The following is a 26,839-nucleotide window of genomic DNA, read 5'->3' on the forward strand; positions in this document are numbered from 1 at the left end:
TTTTGTTATCTGCGTTTTGTCATCTGACATTTGTTATCTGTTGTAAATGTAGAGCACCATCTCGCCGTTGGTCACAGCGCCGAGGTACAGCGTGCCGTCTTCCACTTGGAGAATGGTCCCGGAACCGTGGCTTCGGTTGCGTACATAGTACACGCCGTCCTTCGTATAGACCTCTCCATTATCACGCACAGCAGCCTTGCCCTCCACGCGGAAGGTCAGCGATTCTGGCACATCGTCCGCTCTCTGTGTCTTGAACCGGTATTGACTCTCGTCATCCGCCTGCGAAATCTCACAGACATAATGCCAGGTTCCGGCGATGGTCTCATTCCCGGCATCATCGAGCAGGCTGCCGTCGATGCCGAGCCGATAGCCGTCCGGCGTGGTCGTATTGCGGAGCATCTCCCCGGACGAATTCAGGTAATACCATTTGCCGTCAATCTGCCGCCAGCCGGTCGCCATGTACCCGTCCGCATCAAAGTAGTACCAGCTCCCCTGCATCTGTTCCCATTGGCCCGCGGCGTAGCGCCCGTCTGCGTACTGATACCACCAACCCCTGCCATCCCGCTGCCAGCCCGCAGCGAAGGTCGGAAGCGCCATTGCAGCGCTCAGCAGCATTGCCGCCAGTACCGTAGCCGGTTTTCTCTTCATCCCGATTCTCCTCCTGTTCACAGTTTTCTTCTCGCTGTCACCAATACACAGAATGAATCTCTTGAATCGAAATCTCGTTGCCATTTTTATAATACTATATTTTCAATATCTTTACAATACCCTTGTTTTTGTTCAATGCTTCCGTCCGGTTCTTCCGGGTACTGTGTTCTTTTTGAACGCATTCTAACGTTATAGGACAAAAAGAGTTGAAAAGTGCTTTACCCCCTTGATATACAAGGCCTTTCTCTGCTTATATCCTTCCCTGAAACAGTATGAAAGTTCAATCCCGACACGAGAGGATGCAATCACAAGGAAATGACACCAACTCTTTTTGTCCGCTTGGCCGCATTCTAACAGCGAAAACGCCGGTGTCCTTTCCGCTCGTTCGCGACAGGCATACCTCCGCCCATACAAACAAAAAAATAAGCCCCCGCAACGCTGATTCCTCGCGTTGCGGGAGCTCTGTTTTAGAGGTTGTTCTGCCGATTTCGGCGCGCTTCTCTTTTTAACTTCGCCTTCAGCGTGCGCCACATCTCAAAGACCGCCGTGATGACGGAGATGCCGGCCGCAATCGCAAACGCATACTGAACGGTTCTGGAACTGTAGTATCTGGCTGCATCGCTGTCCCCGTGCACAATGGCGCTCATCGTATAGTAAAGGCTGCTTCCCGGCACCAGGGGAATAATCCCCGAGATAAAGAAAATGGTCACCGGAGCCCGCTGCCACCGTGCCAGCAGTTCCGCATAGAGCGCGGTGAAGGCCGAGGCGAGAAAACTTGCCGGGAATACCGCGCCGATGAGCTTCATGAGCAGCAAATACACGCCCCACTCCAACGCACCGCCGAGCGCCGCGATGAAGAGATACTTTCGCTTCAACTGAAATAAAATCGCAAAGCTCCCCGCGCCCATGAAGGCCGCTAAGAGCTGAATGACTACCGTGCGCATTTCCTCGCTCATACGCTGCTCTCTCCTATTTTCATCGTTTTAGGTTCAGGAGAGCATGTTGATCAGCGCCAGGCTTGCCATGAAACCGCAGGCCAGCGCGACTGTCCAGAGCAGACTCTCAAGAAGGCGCATCATTCCCGCCATGGTATCGCCCGACAGGACATCGCGCACCGCATTGGTCATCGCAATTCCGGGCACAAAGAGCATGACTTCTCCGATTATGATGGCGTCCATGTGGAGGAAGGGCAGCGCCTGCACCGTTCCGCCGAGCAGACAACCGGTCAGGAAGGAACCCACAAAGTTGTCGATGACCGGTGTCGGCGTAATTTTCCCGAGGCGCTTTCGCATCGCCGAGACAATCAGCCCGAGGATGCTCGCCGCAATCACATCGGACGTCGTTCCCGCGAAGAAAGCCGTAAAACTGCCGACGCCGACTACATTGCCCGCGTAATAGAGGAAATCCGAGTGCGGCTCCGAGCGGATGGCGTCAAGCTGCTCCTTCAGATCTTCAATGGGCAAGGGTTGCCTGCAGCAACGACGGCTCAACGCATTCAAATCCTCAAGCAAGGTGAAGTCCGTCGAGCCACCGTTCCGTATACGCCTCGTCTGGGTGCGCTCCGTGCCGTCCGGAAAAATCATCGTGATGACGATGCTCGTGGTAATCACAAATACATTCATATGGGATGCGCCGTACGCCATCCCCATGCGGGTCAAAGTATCCTCGACGCGATTTACCTCCGCGCCGCTCGCCATCAAGAGTTCCCCGATGTCCAAGAGGCGGTGCAGAAGTGCGCTATGGCGCGCACTGTTGTCGTCTGTCCATTGCCCTCCGTTGACGAGAGGCGACGTTGTCAGTCCCATAAAATGTTCCCAGCCCTATTGATATTTAGTAGAGGCGAAGCTTTGCCGCGACGCGATATGCTGCCGGAAGCTGCATATCTGCGCTTGCCTCTCCGCCGATCTCCCAGCGAGCAGCCACCGGGTTGTAATTGGAGTAGACCAGCCAGAAGTTCGCCATGGTAGCGCCGAGGCTCAGCCGTCTGTCCTCTTCCGTGGTCTTCTCGTCAGCGCCGTCGAGCAGGTAGAGATCGCGTCCGGCCTGCAGGTAGCGATAGGCCTGACGATTGTGGAAGCTCGGCGCAAGGCTCGCCGCATAGAGCGCCTTGTCCAGCACCGGGTCAAACTGACCCTCGACAAAACTTGCCTCCTGTCCGAACTTCTCTTCAAAGAAGAGCGCCTGCTCGGAAATCTTCGGGGCAATGTGGCCCGCGCGCGTGTCCACCTTTACATTCGCGGGGGTATCAATATCCAGGCGCTTCTCCGCCCGCTCCGCTCTCGCATAGCCGACCGCGAGCAGGGCCGCCGCTTTCTTGTCGCTCTCAATGCCGAGCGCGCGCTTGGTCGCCGCCTCATCGGTCAGGGTGAGCCAGCAGGCGGAAATGCCGAGCTCCGTGAGCTTCAGCAGAAGTTGCTCGCTCACAAAACCTGCGTTTTCAAGCCAGCCTTCCTTTTCCTCCGAGAGTACCATGAGGTAGAGCGGCGCACCGAAGGCATTGCCGCCGTAACCCGCGATGCCCTCAAGTCCCGTGCCGATGCCGGCTGCGCAGTGCAACTCCAGACCGATTTCCGGTAAAATGCGGGCCGTCTCTCCGAAATAGCGCTCTACCTCCTGCAATGCAGCCGCCGGAACTTCCTTCTGCTCAAACGAGCGCAGCGACTGTCTCTCTTCCATCAGTGCTTCATAATTCATGGTAAACCTCCGTTGCCTTCCATTTTCTCTCATTATACACAGATTTGCGCCGCTTTGCAAAATGGCAAAACAAACTGTATTTCACTCTGTCTTTCTCAACATTTCGCTGAAAATGCAGGCTCTGCTTGATTTCACAGACAAAAGAGCCGACAATAGAATCGATACGTATGATGAATCGTCCATAGAAGGAGTTGTCATGAATACTACCATGTCCTATGAACACTTCATACAAGTCGCGGAGCTGAGAACCCAGGTCATGGAAGCTGCCGCGCGCTTTGATTTTCAGGAAACACCGAAAGCTCTGCTCTTTGCGGAGCGCTGTCACGCCGGACAGCGGCGCAAGGGACCGGCCAAGCTTCCCTACATTATCCACCCGCTGACGATGGCCTGCCATGCCTTGTCCTTGGGCCTCGCGGAAGATGAGCTGATTGCCACGACGCTGCTCCACGACACCTGTGAGGACTGTCATTTGCTGCCGGAAGAGCTTCCGGTCAATGCGAGCGTACAGGAGGCCGTGCGCCGTCTCACCTTCTTTCCGGAACCCGGGGTGCCGCACGCGCGCGCGCGGGACAGCTATTTTGCACGGATTCCCGGCAACCGCGTTGCGGTTCTGACAAAGTTACTGGATCGTTGCAACAATCTCTCCTACATGGCCTACGGCTTTTCGCGGGAAAAGCTGCTCGATTATATCGATGAGACCGAGCGCGCCGTGATTCCGCTGCTCGACTACGCCAAGCAGCACTTTCACCGCGATCGCGATGCGCTGTTCCTCTTAAATTATCAAATGTATTCTGTCATGAACTCGATTCGCGCTCTGCTCGAGCGGGATCTTTGAGTCCCAGAATGCGTAACAGAATACGAGAGAAAGGACAAAAAACGGGATGTGCGAAAGCACATCCCGTTCTTCTTATTTTGTTGTAATCATCTCGATACCGTGCAGCAAGGTATCTTTGTCAATGGCGCCGCGCGCCTGCGCGGTCATCATGCCGTTCGCATCGATAAAGTAGGTGCAGGGAATCGAAAACACACCGTAGGTTCTCGCCGCGTCCTGTGCCGTGTCGTAGAGAATCGGCAGGCTGTAGCCCTGTGCCGCGACAAAGTCCGAGGCACTCTTCACGGTCTCGCGGTTGCCGTCGGTCAGGTTGACCATGAGGAACTGGACCTCTGTGCCGCGCTCCTTGTAGACCTCATTGAACTCCGGCATCTCCGAGCGGCAGGGGCCACACCAGCTCGCCCAGAAGTTCAGGACAATCGGCTTGCCCTTGTACTCCGAGAGCTTGTGTACCGTGCCGTCAGCCTCCTGCACCGTAAAATCCGGTGCCGCCGTCAGCGCCTCGCTGCTCCCCTCCGCGGTGCTCTCCGCGCCCGCCTTGGAGGCAATGCTGTCCTGTCCCTCAGCCGCCGGGCTCTCGGCAGCCGCCGTACTCTTGGCCTCCGCCTGCAACTGGGAACCCGCCTGCTTTGCGGCGAGTTTCCGGTAAAGTGTGCCTGCGCCCACCAGAAGCACCAACAGCACCAGTGCCAGAATCCATGTTGTTTTTTTCTTCATGCAGTATTTCCTTACTATCCGTTCAGGGCGTGAGCAAAACCAACAGACGCCCCATGGTACCGGTCGCCATCAGGATGCCGACCAGGATCAGAAAGGCGCCGCTCACGCGGTTAATGATGCCGTAGTGCGATTTGATGATCGCAAAGCTCTCTTTCAGCCTGTCAATCAACGCCGCGCTGAGTAAAAACGGAACGCCGAGCCCCAGCGAATAGGCGAGTAACATGCGCACCCCCTCGCCCGCATGCCCGCTCTGCGAGGCAAGCGCGAGCGCCGAGCCGAGGAACACGCCGACACAGGGTGTCCAGCCGATTGAGAAGATTGCACCAAAGAGCATCGAAGAAAAGAAACCGAGCTCTGTAGTGCCGAGACTCCGCGCCCCGCCCCGGAACAGCTGAAAGCGGAGCACACCGAGAAAATTGAGTCCGAAGACAATCACGATCACACCCGAAATCAGATTGACCGCTGTCCTGTGTTGTCCGAGAAAGCCGCCGACCGTTCCCGCAAGCGCCCCCATCGCCATAAAGACGAGACTGAAGCCGAGCACAAAACCGGCCGCATTCCGAAGCGTCTTTCCGAGACTCCGCTCACCGCCGCCCGCGAAATAGCTCACATAGACCGGCAGAAGCGGCAGGAGGCAGGGGGAGATGAAGGTGATCATGCCCTCCAGGAATGAAATCAGATATTGCATCAGTCGAGCGCTTCATCGAAGACGCGCTTCACAGCGGCCTTGATTTCATCGTAACCCATGCCGATATGGGCCTCGAACTTCTTCACGCCGTCCAGATAGAGGGTCGGCACCGCATAGTAATCAAACTTCTCAATAAATTCCGGCTCTCTGGTCTCCTCGACCTCCCGGATGTGCAGGGCCTTATAAGCCGGATTTTCCTCCATCAGCTCCCGAATGCCCTTGTGCGCCTTCGCGCAGTACCCGCAGTCATCGCGGGTAAAAAGTAAAATTTCTTTTGCCATAGCTTCCTTTCCGTCAGGCGAGCAGCGGCTTCATCGCTGCCGCCAGCTTCTCCTTTTCCTTCTTGGCCTCGTCCATCCCCTTGCCCTTCGTCGTGAAGTAAGTCTTGATCTTCGGCTCAGTGCCGGACGGACGTACAATGACCATTTCGTCGTTCTCCAGCGCAAACAGGAGAATGTTGGCGCGCGGCAGACCCGTCGTCTCCGCCTGCTCAAAATCCGTGACTTTGGTGACCGCATAGCCTGCGAGTTCCTTCGGCGGATTCTTGCGAAGCGCCTCCATGATGCCGCTCATCTTCTCCATGCCGGAGAGACCCGGGAACTCAAAGCTGTCGACCGCGTTCAGATAGTGTCCGTAGGTCTCGTAAATCTCCTCGAGGCGCGCCTTGATCGAAGAGCCGATGCTCCGGTAGTAAGCCGCCATCTCACAGATCAGCATACTCGCGACGACAGCGTCCTTGTCGCGAACATAAGTGCCCGCGAGATAGCCGTAGCTCTCCTCGAAGCCGAAGATGAAGCGCTCCGCCTCATTCTTGCTCTCCAGTCTGTGAATCTGGTCGCCGATCCACTTAAAGCCCGTGAGCACGCTGCGAAGTTCCACGCCGTAGTGCTCTGCAACTCTGTCTGCGAGCTGGGTCGAAACAACGGACTTGACCGCAACCGGGCGCTCCGGCATGGTTCCGGCTTCTTTTCTGCCCGCCGCAATGTAATCGAGCAGCAATACGCCCATCTCATTGCCGCTCACGAGTTCGTACTCGCCGTCCGGCGTCCGCATCGCGATGCCGACGCGGTCCGCATCCGGATCCGTCGCGAGCATCAAATCCGCGCCGGTCTCCTTTGCGAGCGCAAGTCCCTTCTCGAGCGCCTCAAAAATCTCGGGGTTCGGATAGGGGCAGGTCGTGAAGTAGCCGTTCGGGTACTCCTGTTCTTTGACAATCGTCACATCCTCGACGCCGATATCTTTCAGGACGCGCGTCACCGGCACGAGACCGGTTCCGTTCAGCGGCGAGTAGACAAGCTTTAAGCCCGCTGTCTTGCAGATGCCCGGGCGAACCTGACGAGACTCGACCGCCGCATAGAAAGCCTCCTTGCAGTCGTCACCCACAAAGCGAATCAGCCCCTTCTCAACGCCCTCCGCAAAGCTCATGAACTTCGCGCCGCCGAGCACATCGGTCTTCTGAATCGCCGCGTAGACGACAGCGGCATCCTCATCCGTGACCTGGCAGCCGTCCGCACCGTAGGCCTTGTAGCCGTTGTACTTTGCCGGATTGTGGGAAGCCGTAATCATGATACCCGCGTTGCAGTTGTAGTAGCGCGTCGCAAACGAGAGCGCCGGAACCGGCATGAGTTCGTCGTAGAGGCGCACCTGAATGCCGTTTGCCGCGAGCACGGAAGCCGCGTCGCGCGCAAAATTCCAGCCCTTCAAGCGGCTGTCATAGCTGATGGCGACTGTCTGGCTGCCGCCCTTCGTCTTCACCCAGTCAGCAATGCCCTGCGTTGCCTGGCGCACCACCCAGATATTCATGCGGTTTGTCCCGACACCGAGCGTCCCGCGAAGTCCCGCCGTACCAAAGCTGAGGCTCGCGGCAAAGCGCTCGCGAATCGCATTCTCATCTCCCGCAATTTCCGTGAGTTCTCTCTTTAAGTCAAAATCAACCAGTTCTGCCTTGCACCAACGACTGTATTCGTCCCGATACATTCGGATACCCTGCCTTTCTCACCTTTTGCGCTGTCATTTTGAGCCGCCGTTTGAACGGCAGACTCTGTGTTAAGAATACTCGATTCCGCGTACTTCTGCAAGCTGTGCCTAATTTTGGACAAAAGCAAAAGACCTTACAGATTCGTCCCCTCTGTAAGATCTTTTCACGATCAAAAGTGCAAGGTCACATGGATGTGACTCCGTACGACCTATAGATGCAAGTCCCTCATATCTGTCATGGCAAGGTCTTTCGGATAGACAAAATCCAGTGACAACGATACAAAAAAGCCGGCGAACATTGCTGTTCACCGGCTTTTTACCTGGCAATTTTTACTTCAGGGTGACCTTTGCGCCGACTTCCTCGAGGGACTTCTTCAGAGCCTCAGCCTCTTCCTTGGAGATGCCGGTCTTCACCATCTTCGGTGCGCCGTCAACCAGCTCCTTTGCCTCCTTGAGGCCAAGGGCAGTTGCCTCACGGACAACCTTGATGACCTTAACCTTGTTTGCGCCGACCTCGGTGAGCTCGACATCAAACTCGGTCTTCTCCTCCTCAGCTGCTGCGCCGCCCGCTGCCGGACCTGCGACAACAACACCCGCTGCTGCGGAAACACCAAACTCCTCCTCGCAAGCCTTAACAAGCTCGTTCAGCTCGAGAACGGAGAGCTCCTTCAACGCGTCAATGAATTCCTGCGTGCTTAACTTTGCCATCTCTGTATCCTCCTATATCGTGGAATAAATGTTTGATAATGCTTCTGGAACCTGCGGCTTACTCCGCAGCCGGTGCAGCGTCCTTCTCTGCGATCTGCTTGATGACGCGTGCAAAGTTCGTGATCGGGCTCTGCATGCTGCCGAAGAGTCTGCCGAGCAGCTCCTCTCTCGACGGAACCGCTGCGATAGCAGCCATTCCCTTTGCGTCGTAAGCAGCGCCCTCGACGATACCGCCCTTGATCTCAAGCTTCGGTGCGGTCTTCGCAAACTTCGCGAGCACTCTGGCAGCAACCGTTGCGTCGTCCTTGCTGACTGCAAGCGCCGTCGGTCCTTCCAGATAAGCGTCGAACTTCTCGAAGTCCGTGCCCTTTGCGGCGATGCGGACCATCGTGTTCTTATAGACCTTATAGACTACGCCGGCTTCTCTCAGCTGCTTTCTGAGCTGGGTATCCTGCTCGACCGTGAGGCCGCGGTAGTCAACGACCACTGCAGAGCTTGCGCCGTCTAAGAGCGCAGCGATTTCCTTCACGACCGGCTGCTTCTGGTCGATCTTAGAATCTCTCATCTCGTTTCCTCCTTCTTCCGTACTTGCAAAACAAAAGAACCCGCCTGCCGCACGACAGACGAGTTCGTAATATTCACAGATGTGAACATCCTCCTCGGCGGACGAGAGTTCCTTACGCCATTGGCGTCCGCTGTCTTCGGCAAGAGTATTCTAGCTGTTAAAAGCTAACATAAAATCAGCTTTTTGTCAAGCTCTTAGTTTGCAATCTTCGCAGTGTTGAGCTTCACTCCCGGGCCCATGGTGCTCGTGAGTACAGCGCTCTTCATGTAAGCGCCCTTCAGGGACGACGGCTTCGCCTTGTTCAGCGCATCCAGCAACGCCTGAAGGTTCTCTCTCAGCTGCTCCTCGGTGAAGGAAGCCTTGCCGACCGGGCAGTGAATGATGTTGGTCTTGTCCAGACGGTACTCAACCTTACCTGCTTTGATATCGGCAATTGCCTTGGTCAGATCCATCGTGACCGTGCCGGACTTCGGGTTCGGCATGAGGCCCTTCGGGCCGAGCACCTTACCGAGACGACCGACAACGCCCATCATGTCCGGGGTAGCGACGACAACATCGAAATCAAGCCAGCCCTCGTTCTGAATCTTCGGGATCAGCTCCTGGCCGCCGACAAAATCAGCGCCCGCTGCCTTAGCCTCATCCTCCTTCGGTCCCTTTGCGAACACGAGGATGCGAACCGTCTTGCCGGTGCCGTGCGGGAGAACAACTGCGCCGCGGATCTGCTGATCTGCGTGACGGCCGTCCGCACCCGTGCGGACATGTAACTCGACCGTCTCATCGAACTTCGCATTGGCGGTCTTCTTGATCACGCCGACTGCATCTGCAACATCATAGTACTGGCTGCGGTCAACGAGCTTCGCTGCCTCTGTATATCTCTTTCCGTGCTTCATGGTCTCATCTCCTCCCCATTAGTCCTCGACAACAATACCCATCGAACGGGCTGTGCCGGCAATCATGCTCATAGCCGACTCAATGCTCGCTGCGTTGAGGTCGGGCATCTTCATCTCGGCGATCTTCTTCACTTCGTCCTTCGAGATGGTCGCGACTTTCTCCTTGTTCGGAACGCCGGAAGCCTTCTGCAGCTTGCAAGCCTTCTTCAGAAGCACTGCTGCCGGCGGGGTCTTGGTGATGAAGCTGAAGCTTCTGTCTGCGTAAACCGTAATGACAACGGGGATGATGAGATCGCCCTTGTCAGCGGTTCTCGCGTTGAACTGCTTCGTGAACTCGACAATGTTCACGCCGTGCTGGCCAAGAGCCGGACCTACGGGTGGAGCCGGGGTCGCCTTGCCTGCCGGAATCTGCAACTTGATGTAGCCAGTAACTTTCTTTGCCATAATGGCACCTCCTTGTGGTCATGACGGGGCTTATGCCCCTTCCACGCAACCTTCCCTTGCGGGAAAATTACAACTTCTTTACCTGGGTGAACTCGAACTCCACCGGCGTCTCTCTGCCGAACATATCGATGGGCAGCGTCACGGTTCTCTTCTTCTCGTTGATTGCCGCTACCTTGCCGACCGCGTCCTTCCAGGGGCCGCTGACAACGGTGACGGTATCGCCGGGCGCAAACTCCAAAACGACCTCGCGCACCGCCGCCTGCTCTCCGCCGCCAAAGCCGAGCTTCTGCATCTCCTCCTCGGAGAGCGGCACCGGTTTGGATCCCGGTCCCACAAAGCCCGTGACACCTCGCGTGTTGCGGACAACATACCAGGTCTCATCGTTCATAATCATGCGAATCAAAACATAGCCGGGGAACATCTTTCGCTCAATCGTCTTTTCGACATTGTTCCGGAGCTCCGTGACCGGCTGTGTCGGAACGGAAACTTCCAGGATCTGATCCTGTAACTTCCGGTTCTCCACAGACTTCTCGATGTCAACCTTCACCTTGTTCTCGTATCCCGAATAGGTATGCACAACATACCAACTTGCTTCAGCCATGCGCTCTCCCACTTCTCACTGAAATACGCGTGTCAGTCCCAACCGGAAAGCCCAGTCGAGTACGGCAATAATCGTGCCCAGCACGAGGGAGACTGCAACGACCGCAGCGGTCTGCTTTGCCAGCACTTCCTGTGTCGGCCAGACAATCTTTCGGAATTCGGCTTTCAGGCCATCCACAAATCCCTTTTTCTCGGAATTTGTCTTCTCATTCTCAGCCATCTTGCTTCCTTTCTCAAAGATTACTTTGTCTCTTTGTGCAATGTGTGCGTCTTGCAGAATCTGCAGTACTTCTTCACTTCCATACGATCCGGATGCGTCTTCTTATCCTTTGTCGTATTGTAGTTGCGCTGCTTGCAGTCTGTGCAGGCAAGAGTAATTCTCGTACGCATGGTCTCCACCTCCCATTTCAAATTTGCCGATTGAAGTCAAAAAAAAAAGACCTCTCATCTTCTATCGCAGAGTCACTATAGCGCATCCCGGGGGTGCTGTCAAGGCGCACCCCCGAAGAAACGCGCATTTTCTCTAGTCTTCCGGCACAATACAGAGGCAGACCGACATCACGGCTTCCGCGCCCGCCGCGCGGAGCACCCGGGCCGAGGCCTCAATCGTGCTCCCTGTCGTGAAGATATCGTCAACCAGAATCACGCGGCGCACACCGCGCGCCGAAATCAAGCTCTCGTCCGCGCGGAAAGCTTCTGCCAGATTCCGGATTCTTGCGTCCGGACCGAGGCTCTTCTGGGCCTCGGTCTTCTTGTGTCGCAGCAGAATATCCGTATAGAGCGGCAACCCGAGCTCTTTTGCGACTTCTCGCGCGAGTTCCTCCGCCTGGTTAAAGCCGCGACTTCTGCGTCTTTCCGGGTGTAACGGCACCGGGAGCAGGCAATCTGCCCGAAAGTTTCGCAGTTCCGCCGCAAACTTGAGCGCTAGCAGGCGTCCGAGCGGCGCAAGGTACTCTTTTTTATGGTGATACTTGACCGCCGCCATCGCGCGGCGCATACAGTCATCGTAAAAGAGCAGCGCGAGATTTTTTTCAAAGCTACGCTCCCTGGCCTCACAGGAATGACAGTATCGCGCCTGTTCGTCCGCGAGCGTGCGCCCGCATTTCAGGCAGCGCGGTTCCCGCACAAAATCAAGTTTCTTCACACAGGGCGGGCAGATGCGCTGTCCCTTCGGCAGAACAATTTCGCCACAGACCGGACAGCGCCGCGGAAAAACAGCGGAGAGCAGCGTCTCCGCAAAGCTCTCTCTGAAATTCTCACTCAAACTGCGCCTCCTGCTGCAGCAATTCCCGCAGCCTGTCCGCCAGGCCGGTATAGCGCCCGAGCTCCTTGGTATTCGCGACCATTTCATAGAAACAGGATGGTTCACCGATCAGAACCACGCACTTCTTGGCGCGCGTCACCGCCGTATAAATCAGATTGCGTGTCCGGAGCATCTTTGGGCCGCTCCAGACCGGAATCACGACAGCCGGGTACTCGCTGCCCTGCGACTTGTGAATCGTGACCGCATAGGCGAGCTCCAGCTCTTCAACATCCGCAAAGCCGTACTCGACCTCCCGTCCTTCGTCGAAGCGGACGGTCAGGGTTTCCGAGAAGCGGTTGATGTCGGAAAGAATCCCCACATCGCCGTTGTAGACGCCGCGCTGGTAATTGTTCTTGATCTGCATGAGTTTGTCGCCGACCCGGAACAGCGCATGGGGAAATTCCCGCTCCGCTTTTCCGTGCCCCGGCGGATTTAGCTTCGCCTGCAACACGGGGTTCAGCCCCGCGACGCCGAGCGCCCCGCGACGCACCGGTGTGAGCAACTGGATGCTCTTCGCATCCGCGCCGATATAGGCCGGCAGTTTCTCCGTGATGAGCCGCAGCATGGTCTGAATCACACCTTCCGCACTTCCTTGCCGGATAAACAGAAAGTCCTTGCTCCGCTTTCCGAGGTCTATGGGCTCCTCGTCCATCATCTTATGGGCATTCACCACAATATCGGATTCCGCGGCCTGGCGGTAAATCTGTGTGAGTTGCGCGACCGGCAGACACGCGGAGGCAATCAAATCGCGAAGCACATTGCCCGCGCCGACACTGGGCAGCTGATTGCTGTCGCCGACCAGAATCAGGTGGGCGCCGACCGGCACCGCAAGGAGCAGCGCATGGAAGAGCCGTAAATCCACCATACTCATCTCATCGATGATGATGCAGTCGGCCTCGAGCGGCTGCTCCCGGTTGCGGTCAAAGCGGACCGTGCTCCAGCTCTCCCGCCCGGCATCGCCCTCACCGTCGCCGGTCGGCGCGCCCGTGACTTCGAGCAGGCGGTGTATCGTCTTTGCCTCCCGCCCGGTCGCCTCTGTCATCCGCGCCGCTGCGCGCCCGGTCGGCGCCGCGAGCAGAATCTCCGCGCCCTCCGCCTCAAAACAGCGGATAATCGCATTGATCGTCGTCGTTTTGCCGGTGCCGGGACCGCCGGTGATGATGAGCAGGCCGGACTGCACGGCCGCGAGCACGGCGCGCCGCTGGGTCTCGTCGAGCACGAGTCCCGCCGTCTCCTCCTCGAGTAGTGCCAGCGCTTCGGCCGCGCGCGTACCGGGCCGCGCTTCCCGGAGGTCCAGTTCCTTCAGCATCGCGGCGACATGCAACTCCATGCGGTCGTAGTTTGCGAGATACACCCGGTTTTCTTCCGCATCGTTCGGGGCGCGCCGAAGAACCAGGCGCTTTTCCATCTGCAAATCCAGCAACAGCTGACGCAGGTTCTCCGGCTCCAGACGGAGCAGTGCCTTCAGGCGCTCCGTGAGCAGCGACTCGGGGAGATAACAGTGCCCCTCCTGAACGGCAAGGCGCAACACATAGAGCACCGCGCTCCGGATTCGGGTCTCCGCGTCCGCGCGGACGCCCATGCGCCGCGCAATCTCATCCGCGGTCTGAAAGCCCACGCCGCTCAAATCGTCCGCAATTCGATAGGGGTTTTCGCGAAGCAAGGTATAGACCTCGTCTCCGTAGCGCCGGTAAATCTTGACGGCGAGGTTCATCCGGATGCCGTAGCCGGAGAGAAAGAGCATCGCGCGGCGCAGTTCCCGCTTCTCTTCAATCTGCCCCGCGATTTCCATCGCAAGGCGCTCGCTGATGCCCTTCACCTCCGCCAGGCGCTCGGGCTCCTCCTCGAGAATGCGAAGCGTGTCGTTCTTAAACTTTTTGACGATGCGCTTCGCGAGCGCCTCGCCTACCCCTTTGACAGCGCCGGAGGACAGGTAGCGCTGCACACTCGCACTGTCCTCCGGCGTCTTGATTTCGTATGACTCGACCGCCAGCTGTTCGCCGTAAGTCGGATGAAGCTGAAAATGTCCCTCTGCGCTGATGTACTCTCCCTCCGATATCATCGGAAAGGTGCCGACCAGCACATAGTCCTCGCCGCCGCTCTCCACGCTGAGAATCGCATAGCCATTCTCCTCGTTCCGGTACTTGATTTTCTCAACAAAGCCGCTCAGCGAGTCCATCCGGTCAATACTCCTTCTTTGCGTCTGCGCTGTCGCCGTTCTGGAACTCGATGAACTTTCCGGTTCCGATCGCAACCGCCGTGAGCGGTGCCTCGGCAATCATGGTTGTGATGCCCGTCTTCTCCTGGCAGAGCTGATCGAGACCGTAAATCAGAGAGCCGCCGCCCGTAAAGACAATGCCGCGGTCGTAGATATCGGCTGCAAGCTCCGGCGGGGTGCGCTCCAGCACATTGTGCACGGCGTCGACAATCTGCATTGCCGGCTCCTGCAGTGCCTCCAGGGTCTCATCCGAAGTCACGACGATAGTCTTCGGCAGACCGGTGACCAGGTTGCGGCCGCGCACCTCCATGGTCAGCACCTCGGGGCGGCGGTAAGCCGCGCCGATCTGAATCTTGATGTCCTCACCGGTTCTCTCACCGATCAGAAGGTTATGCTTCTTTCGCATGTAGCGGACCACTGCCTCGTCAAAGTCATCGCCCGCGACCTTAATCGAAGTCGAGACGACGGGGCCGCCGAGGGAGATAACGGCGATGTCCGTGGTGCCGCCGCCGATATCGACAATCATGTTGCCGCAGGCCTTCGAGATATCAATGCCCGCGCCGATGGCTGCCGCGACCGGCTCCTCAATGATCGAGACCTCCTTCGCGCCCGCCTGGTAAGTCGCGTCCTCGACGGCCTTTCTCTCGACTTCGGTCGCACCGGACGGAATGCAGACCGCGATGCGCGGGCGGAGCAGCGTCTTCTTGCCGACCGCCTTATTGATGAAGTATTTGAGCATCTTCTCGGTCACGGTGTAATCCGAAATCACACCGTGGCGCAACGGACGAATCGCAATGATATTGCCGGGCGTGCGGCCGATCATGAGACGCGCCTCCTCGCCGATGGCGAGAATGCGGTTGGTGTCGCGGTCAATCGCGACGACGCTCGGCTCTTTTAAGACGACGCCCTTTCCCTTGATATAGACCAGGATACTCGCGGTACCCAGGTCGATGCCGATGTCATTTGAACTCATTCCAAACATATTAAACATGAAACCCCTCCGGACAGTATAAAAAGAGAGCCTGCGCCCTCACAACCTCTTGACAATGTTTGGAATTCATTATATCTAAAAGTATTGCGCAATAAAAGCCTTTTCCCAAGAAAGCGCATTTAAATTGTCTTAATGACTTCGACCGGCTTTATTCAGAAATTTTATGCTTTTTTTAGAGGGCCGCCACACTTTCGACACAGATCTCAGGTATCATATCCTTGTCATCAGAAATGATGACGGAAATGCCCTGGTTTCAGTTGGCTGAGACCGCAAAGCTTTTTCATACTCATACCGGGCGGCTTACCCCCGCCCGGCCCCCCTTACCAGCTCCTAATCTGAGATCCCCCTCTTAAGATTATTTGCATATTTTGTTTCACCAAAAAAAGCATCCGACTCGCAGCGGATGCTTTTTTATTACTCCGATTCCCTGTGGCGAAAGGCAATCGCTGCCTCGTCGAGGCACTGTTTTGTGCCGTCCGCGCCGTAGTACCAGAGCTCCTTTGTATCGCCGTACCCGGTGAGCAGAACCGCACTGCCGTCCTCCTCCGCCTCGTAATCACTGACGCCGTAGAAGAGCTCCTCTCCGCTGCTGTCCGCGCTGCCGTCCCACTTGACCAGGGTTCCGCCCTTGTCGTCGCCGTTCGGAAACACGTCTTTCAGATAAAAGAGCGCCTTACCCGTCTCGCTGATGCGCTCGTAACTCGCGACACGCTCGGCAAGCTGTTGTCCGTCGACCACCAGACTCGCATAGCTCTCATTCGGATGCTCCGCGCCCGCAAAAACATTGCCGCCCTGTGCGTTGGAAATACCGCTCACGCCGGAGAAGAGCGCCTCTTCCTTCTCAATTCCCTCTGCCGTGTAGGCCCGCGCAAAGACTGTGCCGCGCTGGGGATCCTGCTCGCCCTCTCCCCCCGGCTGGAACAGCACATAGTAGAACTTGTCTTCCCCCGCATCGAGCGCGAGGTCCAGAAGCCCCTGGTCAATGAGGTGCAGCCCGGTGTTCAGTGCCACGCTGTCCCGCAACAGATAAATCGAGAAGCCGCTCCCGCTGCCCTGCCAGGCGAGCGCACGGTCCGCCTGCACGCGGTCTGCGTAGACTGCGCTGAGCCGCGACACATTGTGCAGCAGAATCTGATTCTTTGTCCCGTCAAAATAGCAGAGCGTCTTGCCCTCTGCCGGCGTAATCTCGCTCATCGCCGTCTGCTGCTGCGCCGAAGCCGCGTCCGGCTCTTCCGCGACAGCCTCGCTCTCCCGTCGCGCCAGCTCTTCGCCGCGCTCCTTCACATCCGAAGCTGTTTTTTTCTGCTGCTGTTCGTCCGGAACACGGTGTTCGTCCCGCAGATAATAGGCGTGCCCCGTCTTCCGGATAAAGATGCTCTGATCCACATCGACGCTCACAACCTGCACAGGGTGCAGATCCGCGCTGTAGCAGAGAGAGCCGCTTGCATCGCTGCAGTAAAGCTGCCGCAAATCCGCACTTGCGAAGTTAATCTGCTGCATTCCGGAGGCCAGCTTTACTGTCGCACCGCGCTGTTCGCCGCTCTCCGTGAGTTGCAGGGCGTATAAATTGCCGTCTCCGGTCAGGTAGACCGCCGACTGTCTGTCCGCACTCACCCGGAAGTCCAGCACCAGGGAGGCAAGCACCTCTCCCTGCCAGCTCTTCTCTGTCCGGCGATACAGGCTGAGTGCCCCTGTCTTATCCTCTCCGAGCAGTGTGCCGCCCGCCGTCGGCTCGTATTTGACAATATCCGCCGCTACGGTCTCGACCGCACCGCCGAACTTCCGCGCGCAAAGTTCTCCCGCGAAAAAGCCGTAGCTTGTGTCCTCCCGGTAATTCCGGCAGAAATAGACTTGCTCCCGCGTCTCGTCAAAACGCACATCGTGCGTCGGATCGTGACGCCCCAGAAAACGCTGCACTGTATTGGTCTCGCCTGCGCTGTCAAAGCCTGCGATTTCCTGCGCACTCTCTCCCGGAAAGCAGGCGTAGAGCCCGCTCCGGTTGTACCAGATCAGCGGATCCGCCGCATGACTTGCCTGTGTTGTCCGCTCTGTCTTCCCACAGCCTCCCAGAGCTGTCGCCGTCAGGCAGAGGCCGAGCACCGCCGCCGCCAGCTTTCGCACTCTCATTTCACCGCTCCCCCGTTCTCTTTTTTCTGCGCTTCCAGCCATGCCGCCGCATGGGCGAAGAGGTATGCCTTTTCGTTGCGCGCCGGATCTTCGAGCACTGCATTGAGCAGCGCGCGCAGACAAGCGCCGAGCGCCGGTCCCTTCGGAATGCCGAGCGCGAGAAGCTCCGCGCCGCCGAGCGCGAGGCCGCGAATTTCCAGGCAGTCTCCCCGCTCCGCAATCTTCTGTTGCAGCGCGCGAAGCTTTGCAATCCGCTCTGTCCGCAGTTCAACGCTCCCCGGCGTCTCGCCGTTGCCGTAGCCCGCCTCTTTCAGGAGAAGCAGCTCGGTGAAAGCATCGTGCCCGATCTCCGAGAGGCAGCGCCGGACTTCCGTCTCACTCTCCGGCAACGGCTTGTGCAAGGCCGTCAGCAATAATACCGCCCGGTCTCTCGTCGCGCGGTCGCTCTTTAATTCGGTGAGCAGCTTGCCGAGGGCCTCCGGTGTGATCTGCTCACCGGCCGCCGCAAAACGCAGCGCCTTGCAGCGCGGAAGTCTTGCCGCCCGACTGTCGAGATGCACGCCCGGGAAATGCGCCGCCATCTCGGGCGCCAGCCCGGCCACATACAGGAGTTCCAGTTTTTCCGGGTGGTTCGAGAGCAGCAGTTTCGTGAGTTCCGCGAGAATCCGCTCCTTGCTGACCCGCGCCAAATTGGGAGAGAGCTCCGTGAGGGCTTTGAAACTCTCGGCCTCTATTTCAAAATTCAGCTGCGCCGCAAAACGCACCGCACGAAGCATGCGGAGTGCATCCTCCCGAAAGCGCGCATACGCATCCCCGACGCAGCGGATACAGCCGCGCGCGAGGTCTTCCTGGCCGCCGAAGAGATCCACGAGTTCTCCGCGCGCAGAGACCGCCATTGCGTTGATGGTGAAATCCCGGCGCTTTAAATCCTCCGCGAGCGAGGGCGTAAAGCGGATGCTGTCCGGGTGCCGCCCGTCCGAGTAGCTGCCGTCGATGCGGTAGGTCGTGACCTCATAGCCCTCTCCGCCGAGCAGCACCGTCACCGTGCCGTGCTGCAGTCCCGTGTCCACCGTGCGCGGAAACAGCGCCTTGACCGCTTCCGGCCGCGCATCGGTTGTGAGATCCCAGTCGTCCGGCTCTTTTCCCAGTATGCTGTCCCGCACACAGCCACCGACCGCATAGGCCTGAAAACCGGCCGTCTCCAATTTGTTCAAGATGTCTCTCACCGTCTCCGGCAAGCGCATGCGCATCACACTCCTCTCCGCAACGCCAAAAAGAGAGCTGTCGCGTTTGCCGCGGCAGCTCTCTGCGTTTTAGTATGCAACACCCCAGTAAACCATCTTCTTCGCAGGTTTTCCGCAGCAGACACAGCGGTCCGCGAGCTTTTCCTGGGCGAACGGAATGCAGCGGCTGGTTGCCCCCGTCTCCTCTTTGATTTTATCCTCACACGCCTGATCGCCGCACCACATCGCGCGAACAAAGCCCGGGCGGTTCTTCACGGTCTCCGCAAACGCTTCCATCGTGGTCACGTCGTAGGTATGCGTGTCGCGATGCTCCTTGGCTCTCTCGAACATGGCCTTCTGGATGGTCTCGAGCATGTCCGAAACCGTTGCCGCAATGCCTTCGAGCGAGGCCTCAGACTTCTCACCGTTATCGCGACGCACCAGCACGCAGCTGCCTGCCTCGATGTCCTTCGGGCCGAGTTCAATGCGAAGCGGCACGCCGCGCATCTCGCACTCGGCGAATTTAAAGCCCGGGCGACGATCCGTGTCGTCTAAGTTGACGCGAACCCCTGCCGCTCTGAGCTCTGCCGCGAGCGCCTCGGCGCGCTCCAGAACGCCTTCCTTGTGCATCGCGACCGGGACAATCGTGACCTGCACCGGCGCAATGTGCGGCGGCATCTTAAGACCGGAGTCATCGCCGTGCACCATGATGATTGCGCCGATCATACGGGTTGTCATGCCCCAGGATGTCTGGTGCATGTACTTGAGGCTATTGTCCTTGTCCTGGAACTGCATGCCGAAGGCGCGCGCAAACCCGTCGCCGAAGTTGTGGCTCGTGCCGCTCTGCAGCGCCTTGCCGTCGTGCATCAGGGACTCGATCGTATAAGTCGCGACCGCACCGGCAAACTTCTCCTTGTCGGTCTTCTGGCCGCGCACCACCGGAATTGCGAGTTCCTGCTCACAGAAATCCGCGTAGAGATTCAGCATCTGCTCGGTTCTCTCCTGTGCCTCCTCTTCGGTCGCGTGCACGGTGTGTCCCTCCTGCCAGAGGAATTCACGGGAGCGGAGGAAGGGACGGGTCGTCTTTTCCCAGCGCACCACCGAACACCACTGGTTCAGCACCTGCGGCAGATCGCGGTAGGAGTGCACATGTTTCGCATAGTAATCGCAGAACAAAGTCTCCGAGGTCGGGCGCACGCAGAGGCGCTCCTGCAGGGGCTCAAGGCCGCCCTGCGTGACCCAGGCGACTTCCGGCGCGAAGCCCTCGACATGATCTTTCTCCTTGTCGAGCAGACTCTCGGGAATAAAAAGCGGCATGTAGCAATTCTTTACGCCTGTCGCCTTGAAGCGCCGATCCAAAAGACTCTGGATGCGCTCCCAGATTGCATATCCGGCAGGCTGAATGACCATACAGCCTTTGACGCTCGTATAGTCGCAGAGCTCTGCCTTCCGCACAATATCGGTATACCACTGTGCGAAATCCTGTTCCATCGAAGTAATCTCTTTGACCGCTTTTTTCTCCTCTGCCATACTTTCCTCTCTCCCTCAGTTCCGTTCCTGCGCGGCTCTGTGCTTGGTGAGCGCGCGGTGAATGCGCTCGCTGGGCTGCAGGAGCTCACTCACGGACGTATCGTGATTCAGACTGTCAATCAAAAGTGCAATGTATTTGCTCATCTCGACGCTCACATAGTAGGGGCGGCTTAAGAGCTCCGGGCTCTGATAGACCAGATTGGTCGTGAAAATCTTATCAATCATGCCCTCTTCGTAGTAGCGGTCAAAGCGCGCGAGGCCGTTCGTAAAGAGACCGAAGGTCGCACAGACAAAGACCTTCCGCGCGCCGCGGCGCTTTAACTCCCTTGCGACTTCCTGCACGGTCTCGCCGGAGGAAATCATGTCGTCCACGACAATCACTTCTTTGCCGGTGACATCCGACCCGAGGAACTCGTGCGCAAGAACCGGGTTCCTGCCGCCGACCAGACGCGTGTAGTCGCGGCGCTTATAAAACATGCCGACATCAAGGCCCATCATGTTCGCAAAGTAAATCGCTCTGCCCATGCCGCCTGCGTCCGGGCTGATGATCATCATGTGCTCGGAATCCACCTTGAGTTCCGGCTCCGCCTGGAGGAGGGCCTTGATAAACTGGTAGATGGGCTGCACGGTCTCAAAGCCTTTCAGCGGAATCGCATTCTGCACGCGCGGCTCATGCGCGTCGAAAGTCAGAATGTTATCGACCCCCATGTTCACGAGCTCATGCAGCGCGAGCGAGCAGTCGAGCGACTCTCTGCCGTCCCGGTGCGACACACGGCTCTCGTAGAGGAAGGGCATGATCACATTGATGCGGCGCGCCTTTCCGGCCGCCGCCGAGATGATGCGCTTCAAATCCGCGAAATGGTCATCCGGCGACATATGATTGGTCATGCCGCAGAGCGAATAGGTCAGGCTGTGGTTGCAGACATCCACCATGAGGAAGAGATCCTTGCCGCGCACCGACTGTAAGAGCGTTCCCTTGCCCTCGCCCGTGCCGAAGCGGTTAATCTGGCTCCGGACAATGAAGGAGTCTTTCTCGTAGCCCATGAACGCAAGGGTGTCCTTGTGCTCGCTCTGCCGCGCATTCCGCCAGCGCACCAGATAGGCATCGACCTTTTTCCCGAGCTCCTCACAGCTCTTCAAGGGCACCAGCCCAAGCGGTCCCACCGGAATGGTCTCAATCTCTTTGTCTTCGTTCGACATCTGTTCTGCTCCTTTTTCTTCGATGATTCGGAAAACTATTGCTTGCGCTTCTTTGCGCGGATATCGCTTCCATAGAAGGGAAGTATATCATATTCGCCCAAAATGCGCGATGTGCTTCTCTCGGTATATTGCGCTTTCAGTTGCTTCGGGTCCAGATTGGTGGAGATCAGCGTGCCGCGCTTTGTGATGAGACGCTCATTTAAGAGCGTGAAAAACGCCGAGGCCGTAAAGGCATTGCCGAACTCTGTCCCGAGGTCGTCTATGATCAGGAAATCGCAACCGTAAATATATTCGCGGAATTCTCTCTCCTCCCGCGCCCTGATTTTTTCCTCGTCGCTCTCCGCGCGCTGTCGCCACTGGGTTGCGGCGAGCAGGGAAAAAAGCTCCTCCGCGCTGAGGTAGACGACGGTCTTGCCGCGCGACAAGAGTTCCCCGGCGATGCAGTGCGAGAGAAAGGTCTTGCCGAGCCCGGGTTTTCCGGTGAACAACAGATTGCCCTTTCTCTTGTCAAAATTCCTGAGATAGGCCTTGCACTGCGCGAGCACAAGCTGCTCCATGTAGGCGCGCTCGCTCATGTTGAGGCCCGGGACCTTCCGCTCGTCGCTGTAGTAGTCGAGCGAGAAATGTTTGAAATTCTCTTCGCGTATGCTCGCCGCAAGTCTGCCCTGACGGCTGAGCCGCGCAATCATCTTCTGCCGGAAGCAGCGGCATTTTTCGCCGTCCGCAAAACCGGTATCTTTGCAGTGCTCGCAGTGATAGGGCGGCGTGAGAAAATCGTCGGGATACCCGGCCGCGCAAAGCAGCTCGCTCTTTTGCTTTTCCAGTCCCTCGAGTTCCGCCTTCAGTCCCGTCAGCGCTTCCTTGTCTCCGCCGACGGCCGCGCGGTAGCGCGCCATGGCGCGGTCGGCAATTTTCTGCTCGAGCGCGTGGTAGCCGGGCAACACACGGTTCAGTTCTGCCTTCCGCGCCCGCAGCAGCTGCTGCCTCGCAGCCTGCAGCGCCTCGTATTCGCGCAAAATGGCATTGTACTCTGTATTGCTGAGTGCCACGCCCTACCTCCTCTCAGGACTCCTGCTCGAGCTTACGCTTGAGCTGCTGCAGCACGAGGTCGTTCGGATCTTCCTCCCGCTCCTCGAAATTATGAAAGCGCGTCCCGTTCTTTTTGGCGCCGCTCTCGGCGCCCTTCTTTCGGCCTGTCTCCTCCCGCTTCTTGTCCTCTTCCGCAATGTCCTGCATGCTGTGAACGCCCGCGCGATGCCATCTGGTCAGAATGCCGTCGGCATAGGGGAAGCTCGGCTTATTGACATGGCGAAGGGTCCGGCTGCAGGCCTCTACAACCAGTTCCTCGGAGAACGCATACTCCCGGTACCACTTCTCGATAAACTTCTGTTCCTCGACGCCGGGACCGCGGTCGCGAATGCCGAAGGCCTTTAAGACCGCATAGACCTCTTTGGTATAGCTCTGGCCGCGCTGCTCTGCCTCCTCCGGCGTCCGGATGCCTCTCTCGTACCAGTCGAGCGCAACTTTTTCAAAATAGCGGAGCGAACTCTTTTTCTTTTCCGCGCAGTACTCGCCGAGTTTAATCAGCAAATCCGCCGACATGCCGAGTGTCCCGTAGAGATAGGCGACAGTCTCGGTGTCCGTCTGCGAAAAGGTTCTGCCGAGATAGCGCTGCAGCGCATAACTTAAGCCCGCAAATTCGCTGTCATCCTGCAGACGCCGGAAATCCACGCCGGATTTGTCCGGCAGTTTGGCCGGCGGCAGAACGGGTTCCGCCGGTTCCGGCTCCCGGCTATCGGGCAGCGGTTCCGACTCCGGCCGCGTTTCGGGCAGCTCATACCCGCTCTCTGTCTCCCGGAGTCCGTCCTGTCCGATATCGCCCGCGATCAGACCTTCCCGCTGCCAGCGGAGCAGCGCGCGCTTCACATCGCCCTCCGTGAGTTCTAAGCTGTCCGCAATCCGGGCGTCTGTGACCTCCTCGCCCCGATGGCGCAGGAGATAGAGATAAACCTTGACATATGCGCCGTTTACCGATGGCATATAGCGGTCGATAAATTCGTTGGAGACGACCGTCACGCCGGGCGCGGCGTCGCCCTGAAAAATAATTTTCATCTCATCCTCCTTTTCTCACTGCTCATCTTAACATAAAGTATCCCCGAGAACTTCACATCTTTTTCCACAATTTATCCACAAGGCTGTGGAAAAGCCGGTGTGCAGTTTCGCACACCGGCTTTTCTCGCGCCTTTTCAGGTCTTATTTTTTCACATCGGCTGTTTTTGCCCGCTCTAAAAGTTCTTCGCCGACCCGGAAAATATCGCCGGCTCCCATCGTAATCACGAGGTCTCCGGGCTCTGTCACCCTGTCGAGATAATCCTCGATTTCACCGAAGCTGCCGAAATACCGCGCCTTGCCGGGCTGATCCGCATTGATGGCCTCTGCGACATCGCGCGAGCTGATCCCGAGGGTGTCGGTCTCCCGCGCCGCATAAATATCGGCGAGCAGCACATGATCCGCTCCCTCAAGCGCCTTGCCGAAATCCGGCAGAAGTGCCTTGGTTCTCGTATAGGTGTGCGGCTGAAAAACGCACCAGAGCGCCTTGTGCGGATAGTTCTTTGCGGCCTTTAAAGTCGCCGCAATTTCCTGCGGGTGATGCGCATAGTCATCCACGATGACAGCGCCCCGGTACTCCCCCTTTTTCTCAAAGCGTCGCTCCGTGCCGCGGTAAGCCTCGAGTCCCTCGCGCACGGTTTCCGCCGGAATGCCGAGCAGGCGGCAGGCCGCCAGGGCCGCGAGCGCATTGTAGACATTGTGCTCGCCCGGCACAGAGAGCTGAATACGCGGGAGTGCCTTGCCGCGCTCCGTCGGCGTAAAGGCCGCGTTGCCGCGTTCGTCAAAGCGGATATCCGTCGGATAATAGTCCGCCGCTTCGGTTCCCACCGTCACGACCTTGCCCTTGAAGTCCCCGACAATTTCCCGGTAATCCCGGATCCGATTGTCGATGACGAGGCTGCCGTTCTCCGGCATGCGCTGCACAAAGCGCCGGAACGAGCGGCGAATGTCGTCGATATCCTTGAAAAAGTCGAGGTGATCCGCCTCGATGTTCAGAATCACTTCGAGCGTCGGAAAAAAGGACAGGAAGCTGTTCGTATATTCGCAGGCCTCGAGCAAAAAGGTCTCGCTGCCGCCGACCCGGATATTGCCGCCGATTGCATCCAGATTTCCGCCGAGCGAAATGGTCGGATCCTTTTTTGCCGCGAGCAGAATGAGAGACAGCATCGAGGTTGTCGTGGTCTTTCCGTGCGTGCCGCTGACCGCGATGCTCTCCCCGTAGCAGCGCATCAGCTGCCCGAGGAGCTCCGCGCGGCTCAGCATCGGAATGCCCTGCCGCTTTGCCTCCCGAAACTCCGGATTATCCGGGTGAATGGCCGCCGTATAAATCACATAGTCAACCGGACTGCTGAGATTCTCCGCCCGCTGTCCGATATAAATCCGTATGCCCCGTGTTTTCAGATGTGCCGTGAACTCGCTCTCCTTCGCGTCGCTTCCGCTCACCGAGAATCCTTCTTTCTGAAGAATTTCCGCAAGACCGCTCATGCTGACGCCGCCGATCCCCATAAAATAGACGCGGCAGGGCTTTTTGAAATCAATACTGACTGTATCCATTCTGTCTCTCCTCAACCAATCCGATTCGTCAATCGCGCTCAGCCTATGCTGCCCTCCGGAAAGAGCTTGCTGCCGTAGCGCAGCAGCGCGAGGCGGAGCATATTCCCCAAAATTCCGACCGCAATGATTTCGCCGACACCGACTGTCAACACAAAGAACGGCAGGAAGCCCTCAATCCCATAGCCGTAGCGCAGCACGAAGGGAATGATCAGCGCGTTGCAGAGAATGGGCGGCAGAGCGGCGAGATAGCCTTTGTCGCGGAGCCGGTAAGTGCCGTAGGCACCGAGCAGCGTCGCAAGACTTCCGAAAATCACATCGAGCGCCGCTGCGCCGGACAGGAAGTTTGCGAGGAAGCAGCCCACAAAGAGCCCGGGCACGGCTGCGACCGTAAAGACGGGCAGGATGCAGAGCGCCTCCGAGACGCGAAACTGCACGGCGCCGAAGCTGATGGGCTTCGTGACATAGGTCAGCGCGGCGTAGACTGCGGCGAGCAGCGCGGCATTCACCAGCGCCCGCGTGTTGCCAAGGGATGTTTCTCTCATTTTTTGTTTCCTCCATAGTTTTGTTTTAGGTGAGGATGGTCTCGAACTCACCGGTGCAACATTATAGCACGGATTTCCCTCCTTTTCGCGCTTCTCCGGAAAACTGTGAGAGATCTTCGTCTTTCAGCGCGGCCTCCAGGAGTTCCGGCAGACGCTCCGGTGCGCAGGCAAAGCAGGGAATGCCGAGCGAGGCGATGTGCTTTGCGTTGTGCTCATCGTAATAGGGGGCGCCGCCGTCCGCAATCGCGAGCAGCACAATCACGCGGACACCGGCTTCCTTCATCGACGCAATGCGGCGCATCAGCGCAGCGCGGTTTCCGCCCTCCATGAGGTCGGTAATGAGAAAGAAGAGAGTCTTCTTCGGCTCCTCAATCAATGTCTCGCAGTACTTGACCGAGTTATTGATGTCGGTGCCGCCGCCGAGCTGAAAGCCGAACAGCAGCTCGACCGGGTCCTCAATCTTATCGCTTAGGTCGACAACCTCCGTCGTAAAAGCGACCACATGGGTCTTCACGGCGCGGAGCGAGGCGAGGATGCTGCTCATGACCGAAGCGTAGAGCACCGACTCTCCCATCGAGCCGCTCTGGTCGATGTCGAGGATGATGTGATACTTTGCGGCGTTGTTCTGCTGCTTCGCAAAGAAGTAGTACTTCTCGGGGAGGATGCGCTTTTTCGCCGCATCGTAGTTTTTGAGGCCGTGGCGTATGGTCTTCTTGAAATCAAGTCCCGAGGCCGAGGGAATCGGCGTGTGCTCTGTCCGCTTGCAGGCGGCCACAACCGCACGGCGCACATCTTCCGCGAGACGGCGCTGAATTTCCTCGACAATGCGCTGAATAAAGCGGCGCGCGCTCTCCTTACTCTGTTTCGGCACCTGATCCTTTAAGAGGAGCAACATGCTGCCGAGGTCCACGCTCGGCTCGGCGGCGTCGAGAAGCTCCGGCTCAAACAGAAGCTCTTTCATGCCGCAGCGCTCCACGGCATCGCCCTGCACCAGCTTAACCAAGTCCGGCGGGAACAGGCTTCTGATGTCGCCGAGCCAGCGGCTTATGGTGCTTGTCTCTCTTCCGCCCCGCATACCGCCGGAAGCATTGCCGTCTCCGTAAGAGAAATAGGCATTCGCATTGTAAATCGCATCGAGCGCGAGATCCATGAGCCTATCCTCATCGGAGAGAAGATTGTCCGTTCCGCTCCCGTACTGTTTCCAGCGCTCCTCGCTCTCTCTTCCGAGGAGCAGTCTCCACTTTCGAATTCGCGCTTCGTTTTCGTCCATGTCCTGCCT

General features: G+C 57.9%; 28 protein-coding genes and 1 other annotated feature. Of the genes, 1 reads left to right on the top strand and 27 read right to left on the bottom strand.

The genetic code is table 11. From position 1 onward, the window contains the following. Positions 1-33 precede the first annotated feature (33 nt). The 4 genes from ACO4XG_RS02450 to ACO4XG_RS02465 all read right to left on the bottom strand — a co-directional run bounded on the left by ACO4XG_RS02450 (position 34) and on the right by ACO4XG_RS02465 (position 3,342). A complete protein-coding gene (locus tag ACO4XG_RS02450) occupies positions 34-648 on the bottom strand; it encodes a hypothetical protein (RefSeq protein WP_308508734.1) in 615 nt (204 codons plus the stop codon). A gap of 467 nt (positions 649-1,115) precedes the next feature. After that, positions 1,116-1,604, bottom strand: a complete 489-nt coding sequence (locus ACO4XG_RS02455; protein WP_308508733.1) for a threonine/serine exporter family protein — start codon at positions 1,602-1,604, stop codon at positions 1,116-1,118. Between the two features lie 33 nt (positions 1,605-1,637). Further along, the gene (locus tag ACO4XG_RS02460; RefSeq protein WP_308508732.1) at positions 1,638-2,453 is read right to left on the bottom strand and encodes a threonine/serine exporter family protein; all 816 of its coding nucleotides are present in this window, start codon (positions 2,451-2,453) and stop codon (positions 1,638-1,640) included. A 25-nt stretch (positions 2,454-2,478) separates the two neighbouring features. Further along, positions 2,479-3,342, bottom strand: a complete 864-nt coding sequence (locus tag ACO4XG_RS02465; RefSeq protein ID WP_308508731.1) for a nitroreductase family protein — start codon at positions 3,340-3,342, stop codon at positions 2,479-2,481. A 196-nt stretch (positions 3,343-3,538) separates the two neighbouring features. On the opposite strand from ACO4XG_RS02465, the gene ACO4XG_RS02470 reads away from it, so the two are divergent. Continuing rightward, a complete protein-coding gene (locus tag ACO4XG_RS02470; RefSeq protein ID WP_308508730.1) occupies positions 3,539-4,177 on the top strand; it encodes an HD domain-containing protein in 639 nt (212 codons plus the stop codon). A 72-nt stretch (positions 4,178-4,249) separates the two neighbouring features. Here ACO4XG_RS02470 and ACO4XG_RS02475 read toward each other — a convergent pair whose 3' ends face one another. The 23 genes from ACO4XG_RS02475 to ACO4XG_RS02585 all read right to left on the bottom strand — a co-directional run bounded on the left by ACO4XG_RS02475 (position 4,250) and on the right by ACO4XG_RS02585 (position 26,830). After that, positions 4,250-4,891 (bottom strand): TlpA family protein disulfide reductase, encoded by a 642-nt coding sequence (locus ACO4XG_RS02475; RefSeq protein ID WP_308508729.1) that lies wholly within the window; start codon positions 4,889-4,891, stop codon positions 4,250-4,252. Between the two features lie 22 nt (positions 4,892-4,913). Next, the gene (locus ACO4XG_RS02480; RefSeq protein ID WP_308508728.1) at positions 4,914-5,579 is read right to left on the bottom strand and encodes a cytochrome c biogenesis CcdA family protein; all 666 of its coding nucleotides are present in this window, start codon (positions 5,577-5,579) and stop codon (positions 4,914-4,916) included. After that, on the bottom strand, positions 5,579-5,860 hold the full coding sequence (locus ACO4XG_RS02485) for a glutaredoxin family protein (protein WP_308508727.1): 282 nt from the start codon (positions 5,858-5,860) through the stop codon (positions 5,579-5,581). Before ACO4XG_RS02485 ends, ACO4XG_RS02480 begins: the two co-directional genes overlap by 1 nt. Positions 5,861-5,873: 13 nt before the next feature. Continuing rightward, positions 5,874-7,556, bottom strand: a complete 1,683-nt coding sequence (locus ACO4XG_RS02490; RefSeq protein ID WP_308508726.1) for a phospho-sugar mutase — start codon at positions 7,554-7,556, stop codon at positions 5,874-5,876. A 330-nt stretch (positions 7,557-7,886) separates the two neighbouring features. Further along, entirely contained in the window at positions 7,887-8,264 is a 378-nt protein-coding gene (gene rplL, locus ACO4XG_RS02495; protein ID WP_308508725.1) for a 50S ribosomal protein L7/L12, read from the bottom strand. Positions 8,265-8,322: 58 nt separating this feature from the next. Beyond that, entirely contained in the window at positions 8,323-8,829 is a 507-nt protein-coding gene (gene rplJ / locus ACO4XG_RS02500) for a 50S ribosomal protein L10 (protein WP_009532859.1), read from the bottom strand. Between the two features lie 23 nt (positions 8,830-8,852). Then, positions 8,853-8,987 (bottom strand) — a sequence feature (ribosomal protein L10 leader region). A gap of 36 nt (positions 8,988-9,023) precedes the next feature. Then, the gene (gene rplA, locus ACO4XG_RS02505; protein ID WP_009532860.1) at positions 9,024-9,719 is read right to left on the bottom strand and encodes a 50S ribosomal protein L1; all 696 of its coding nucleotides are present in this window, start codon (positions 9,717-9,719) and stop codon (positions 9,024-9,026) included. Positions 9,720-9,737: 18 nt separating this feature from the next. Further along, positions 9,738-10,163, bottom strand: a complete 426-nt coding sequence (gene rplK, locus ACO4XG_RS02510; RefSeq protein WP_009532861.1) for a 50S ribosomal protein L11 — start codon at positions 10,161-10,163, stop codon at positions 9,738-9,740. Between the two features lie 67 nt (positions 10,164-10,230). Further along, entirely contained in the window at positions 10,231-10,764 is a 534-nt protein-coding gene (nusG, locus tag ACO4XG_RS02515) for a transcription termination/antitermination protein NusG (protein WP_308508724.1), read from the bottom strand. A 15-nt stretch (positions 10,765-10,779) separates the two neighbouring features. Further along, positions 10,780-10,983, bottom strand: a complete 204-nt coding sequence (gene secE / locus ACO4XG_RS02520) for a preprotein translocase subunit SecE (RefSeq protein WP_009532863.1) — start codon at positions 10,981-10,983, stop codon at positions 10,780-10,782. A gap of 20 nt (positions 10,984-11,003) precedes the next feature. Continuing rightward, the gene (gene rpmG / locus ACO4XG_RS02525) at positions 11,004-11,153 is read right to left on the bottom strand and encodes a 50S ribosomal protein L33 (RefSeq protein WP_009532864.1); all 150 of its coding nucleotides are present in this window, start codon (positions 11,151-11,153) and stop codon (positions 11,004-11,006) included. A gap of 133 nt (positions 11,154-11,286) precedes the next feature. Further along, positions 11,287-12,027, bottom strand: a complete 741-nt coding sequence (locus ACO4XG_RS02530; RefSeq protein ID WP_308508723.1) for a ComF family protein — start codon at positions 12,025-12,027, stop codon at positions 11,287-11,289. Next, complete coding sequence (gene recD2 / locus ACO4XG_RS02535; protein ID WP_308508722.1) at positions 12,020-14,245, bottom strand: SF1B family DNA helicase RecD2; 2,226 nt, start codon at positions 14,243-14,245, stop codon at positions 12,020-12,022. Before recD2 ends, ACO4XG_RS02530 begins: the two co-directional genes overlap by 8 nt. Before the next feature lie 4 nt (positions 14,246-14,249). Next, positions 14,250-15,266 carry a rod shape-determining protein gene (gene mreB, locus ACO4XG_RS02540; RefSeq protein ID WP_040799757.1) on the bottom strand — a complete coding sequence of 339 codons (1,017 nt, stop codon included), beginning with the start codon at positions 15,264-15,266 and terminating at the stop codon, positions 14,250-14,252. A 423-nt stretch (positions 15,267-15,689) separates the two neighbouring features. After that, positions 15,690-17,402: a hypothetical protein gene (locus ACO4XG_RS02545; RefSeq protein ID WP_308508721.1), complete on the bottom strand. Its 1,713-nt coding sequence runs from the start codon at positions 17,400-17,402 to the stop codon at positions 15,690-15,692. After that, positions 17,399-18,616, bottom strand: coding sequence for a CCA tRNA nucleotidyltransferase (locus ACO4XG_RS02550; protein WP_485129644.1), 1,218 nt, complete (start codon positions 18,614-18,616; stop codon positions 17,399-17,401). The genes ACO4XG_RS02545 and ACO4XG_RS02550 overlap by 4 nt, the downstream gene beginning before the upstream one ends. Positions 18,617-18,715: 99 nt before the next feature. After that, on the bottom strand, positions 18,716-20,155 hold the full coding sequence (gene proS, locus ACO4XG_RS02555) for a proline--tRNA ligase (RefSeq protein WP_308508720.1): 1,440 nt from the start codon (positions 20,153-20,155) through the stop codon (positions 18,716-18,718). A gap of 15 nt (positions 20,156-20,170) precedes the next feature. After that, positions 20,171-21,355 carry a ribose-phosphate pyrophosphokinase gene (locus ACO4XG_RS02560; RefSeq protein ID WP_308508719.1) on the bottom strand — a complete coding sequence of 395 codons (1,185 nt, stop codon included), beginning with the start codon at positions 21,353-21,355 and terminating at the stop codon, positions 20,171-20,173. 35 nt (positions 21,356-21,390) lie between these two features. Next, complete coding sequence (locus tag ACO4XG_RS02565) at positions 21,391-22,404, bottom strand: ATP-binding protein (RefSeq protein ID WP_308508718.1); 1,014 nt, start codon at positions 22,402-22,404, stop codon at positions 21,391-21,393. Positions 22,405-22,417: 13 nt separating this feature from the next. Continuing rightward, positions 22,418-23,467: a DnaD domain protein gene (locus tag ACO4XG_RS02570; protein WP_308508717.1), complete on the bottom strand. Its 1,050-nt coding sequence runs from the start codon at positions 23,465-23,467 to the stop codon at positions 22,418-22,420. Positions 23,468-23,608: 141 nt separating this feature from the next. Further along, complete coding sequence (gene murC, locus ACO4XG_RS02575; RefSeq protein ID WP_308508716.1) at positions 23,609-25,018, bottom strand: UDP-N-acetylmuramate--L-alanine ligase; 1,410 nt, start codon at positions 25,016-25,018, stop codon at positions 23,609-23,611. Positions 25,019-25,056: 38 nt separating this feature from the next. Next, positions 25,057-25,560, bottom strand: a complete 504-nt coding sequence (locus ACO4XG_RS02580; RefSeq protein ID WP_308508715.1) for a QueT transporter family protein — start codon at positions 25,558-25,560, stop codon at positions 25,057-25,059. Between the two features lie 61 nt (positions 25,561-25,621). Then, positions 25,622-26,830: a VWA domain-containing protein gene (locus ACO4XG_RS02585; RefSeq protein WP_308508714.1), complete on the bottom strand. Its 1,209-nt coding sequence runs from the start codon at positions 26,828-26,830 to the stop codon at positions 25,622-25,624. Positions 26,831-26,839 lie beyond the last annotated feature (9 nt).

The organism is Stomatobaculum sp., from assembly GCF_057248925.1.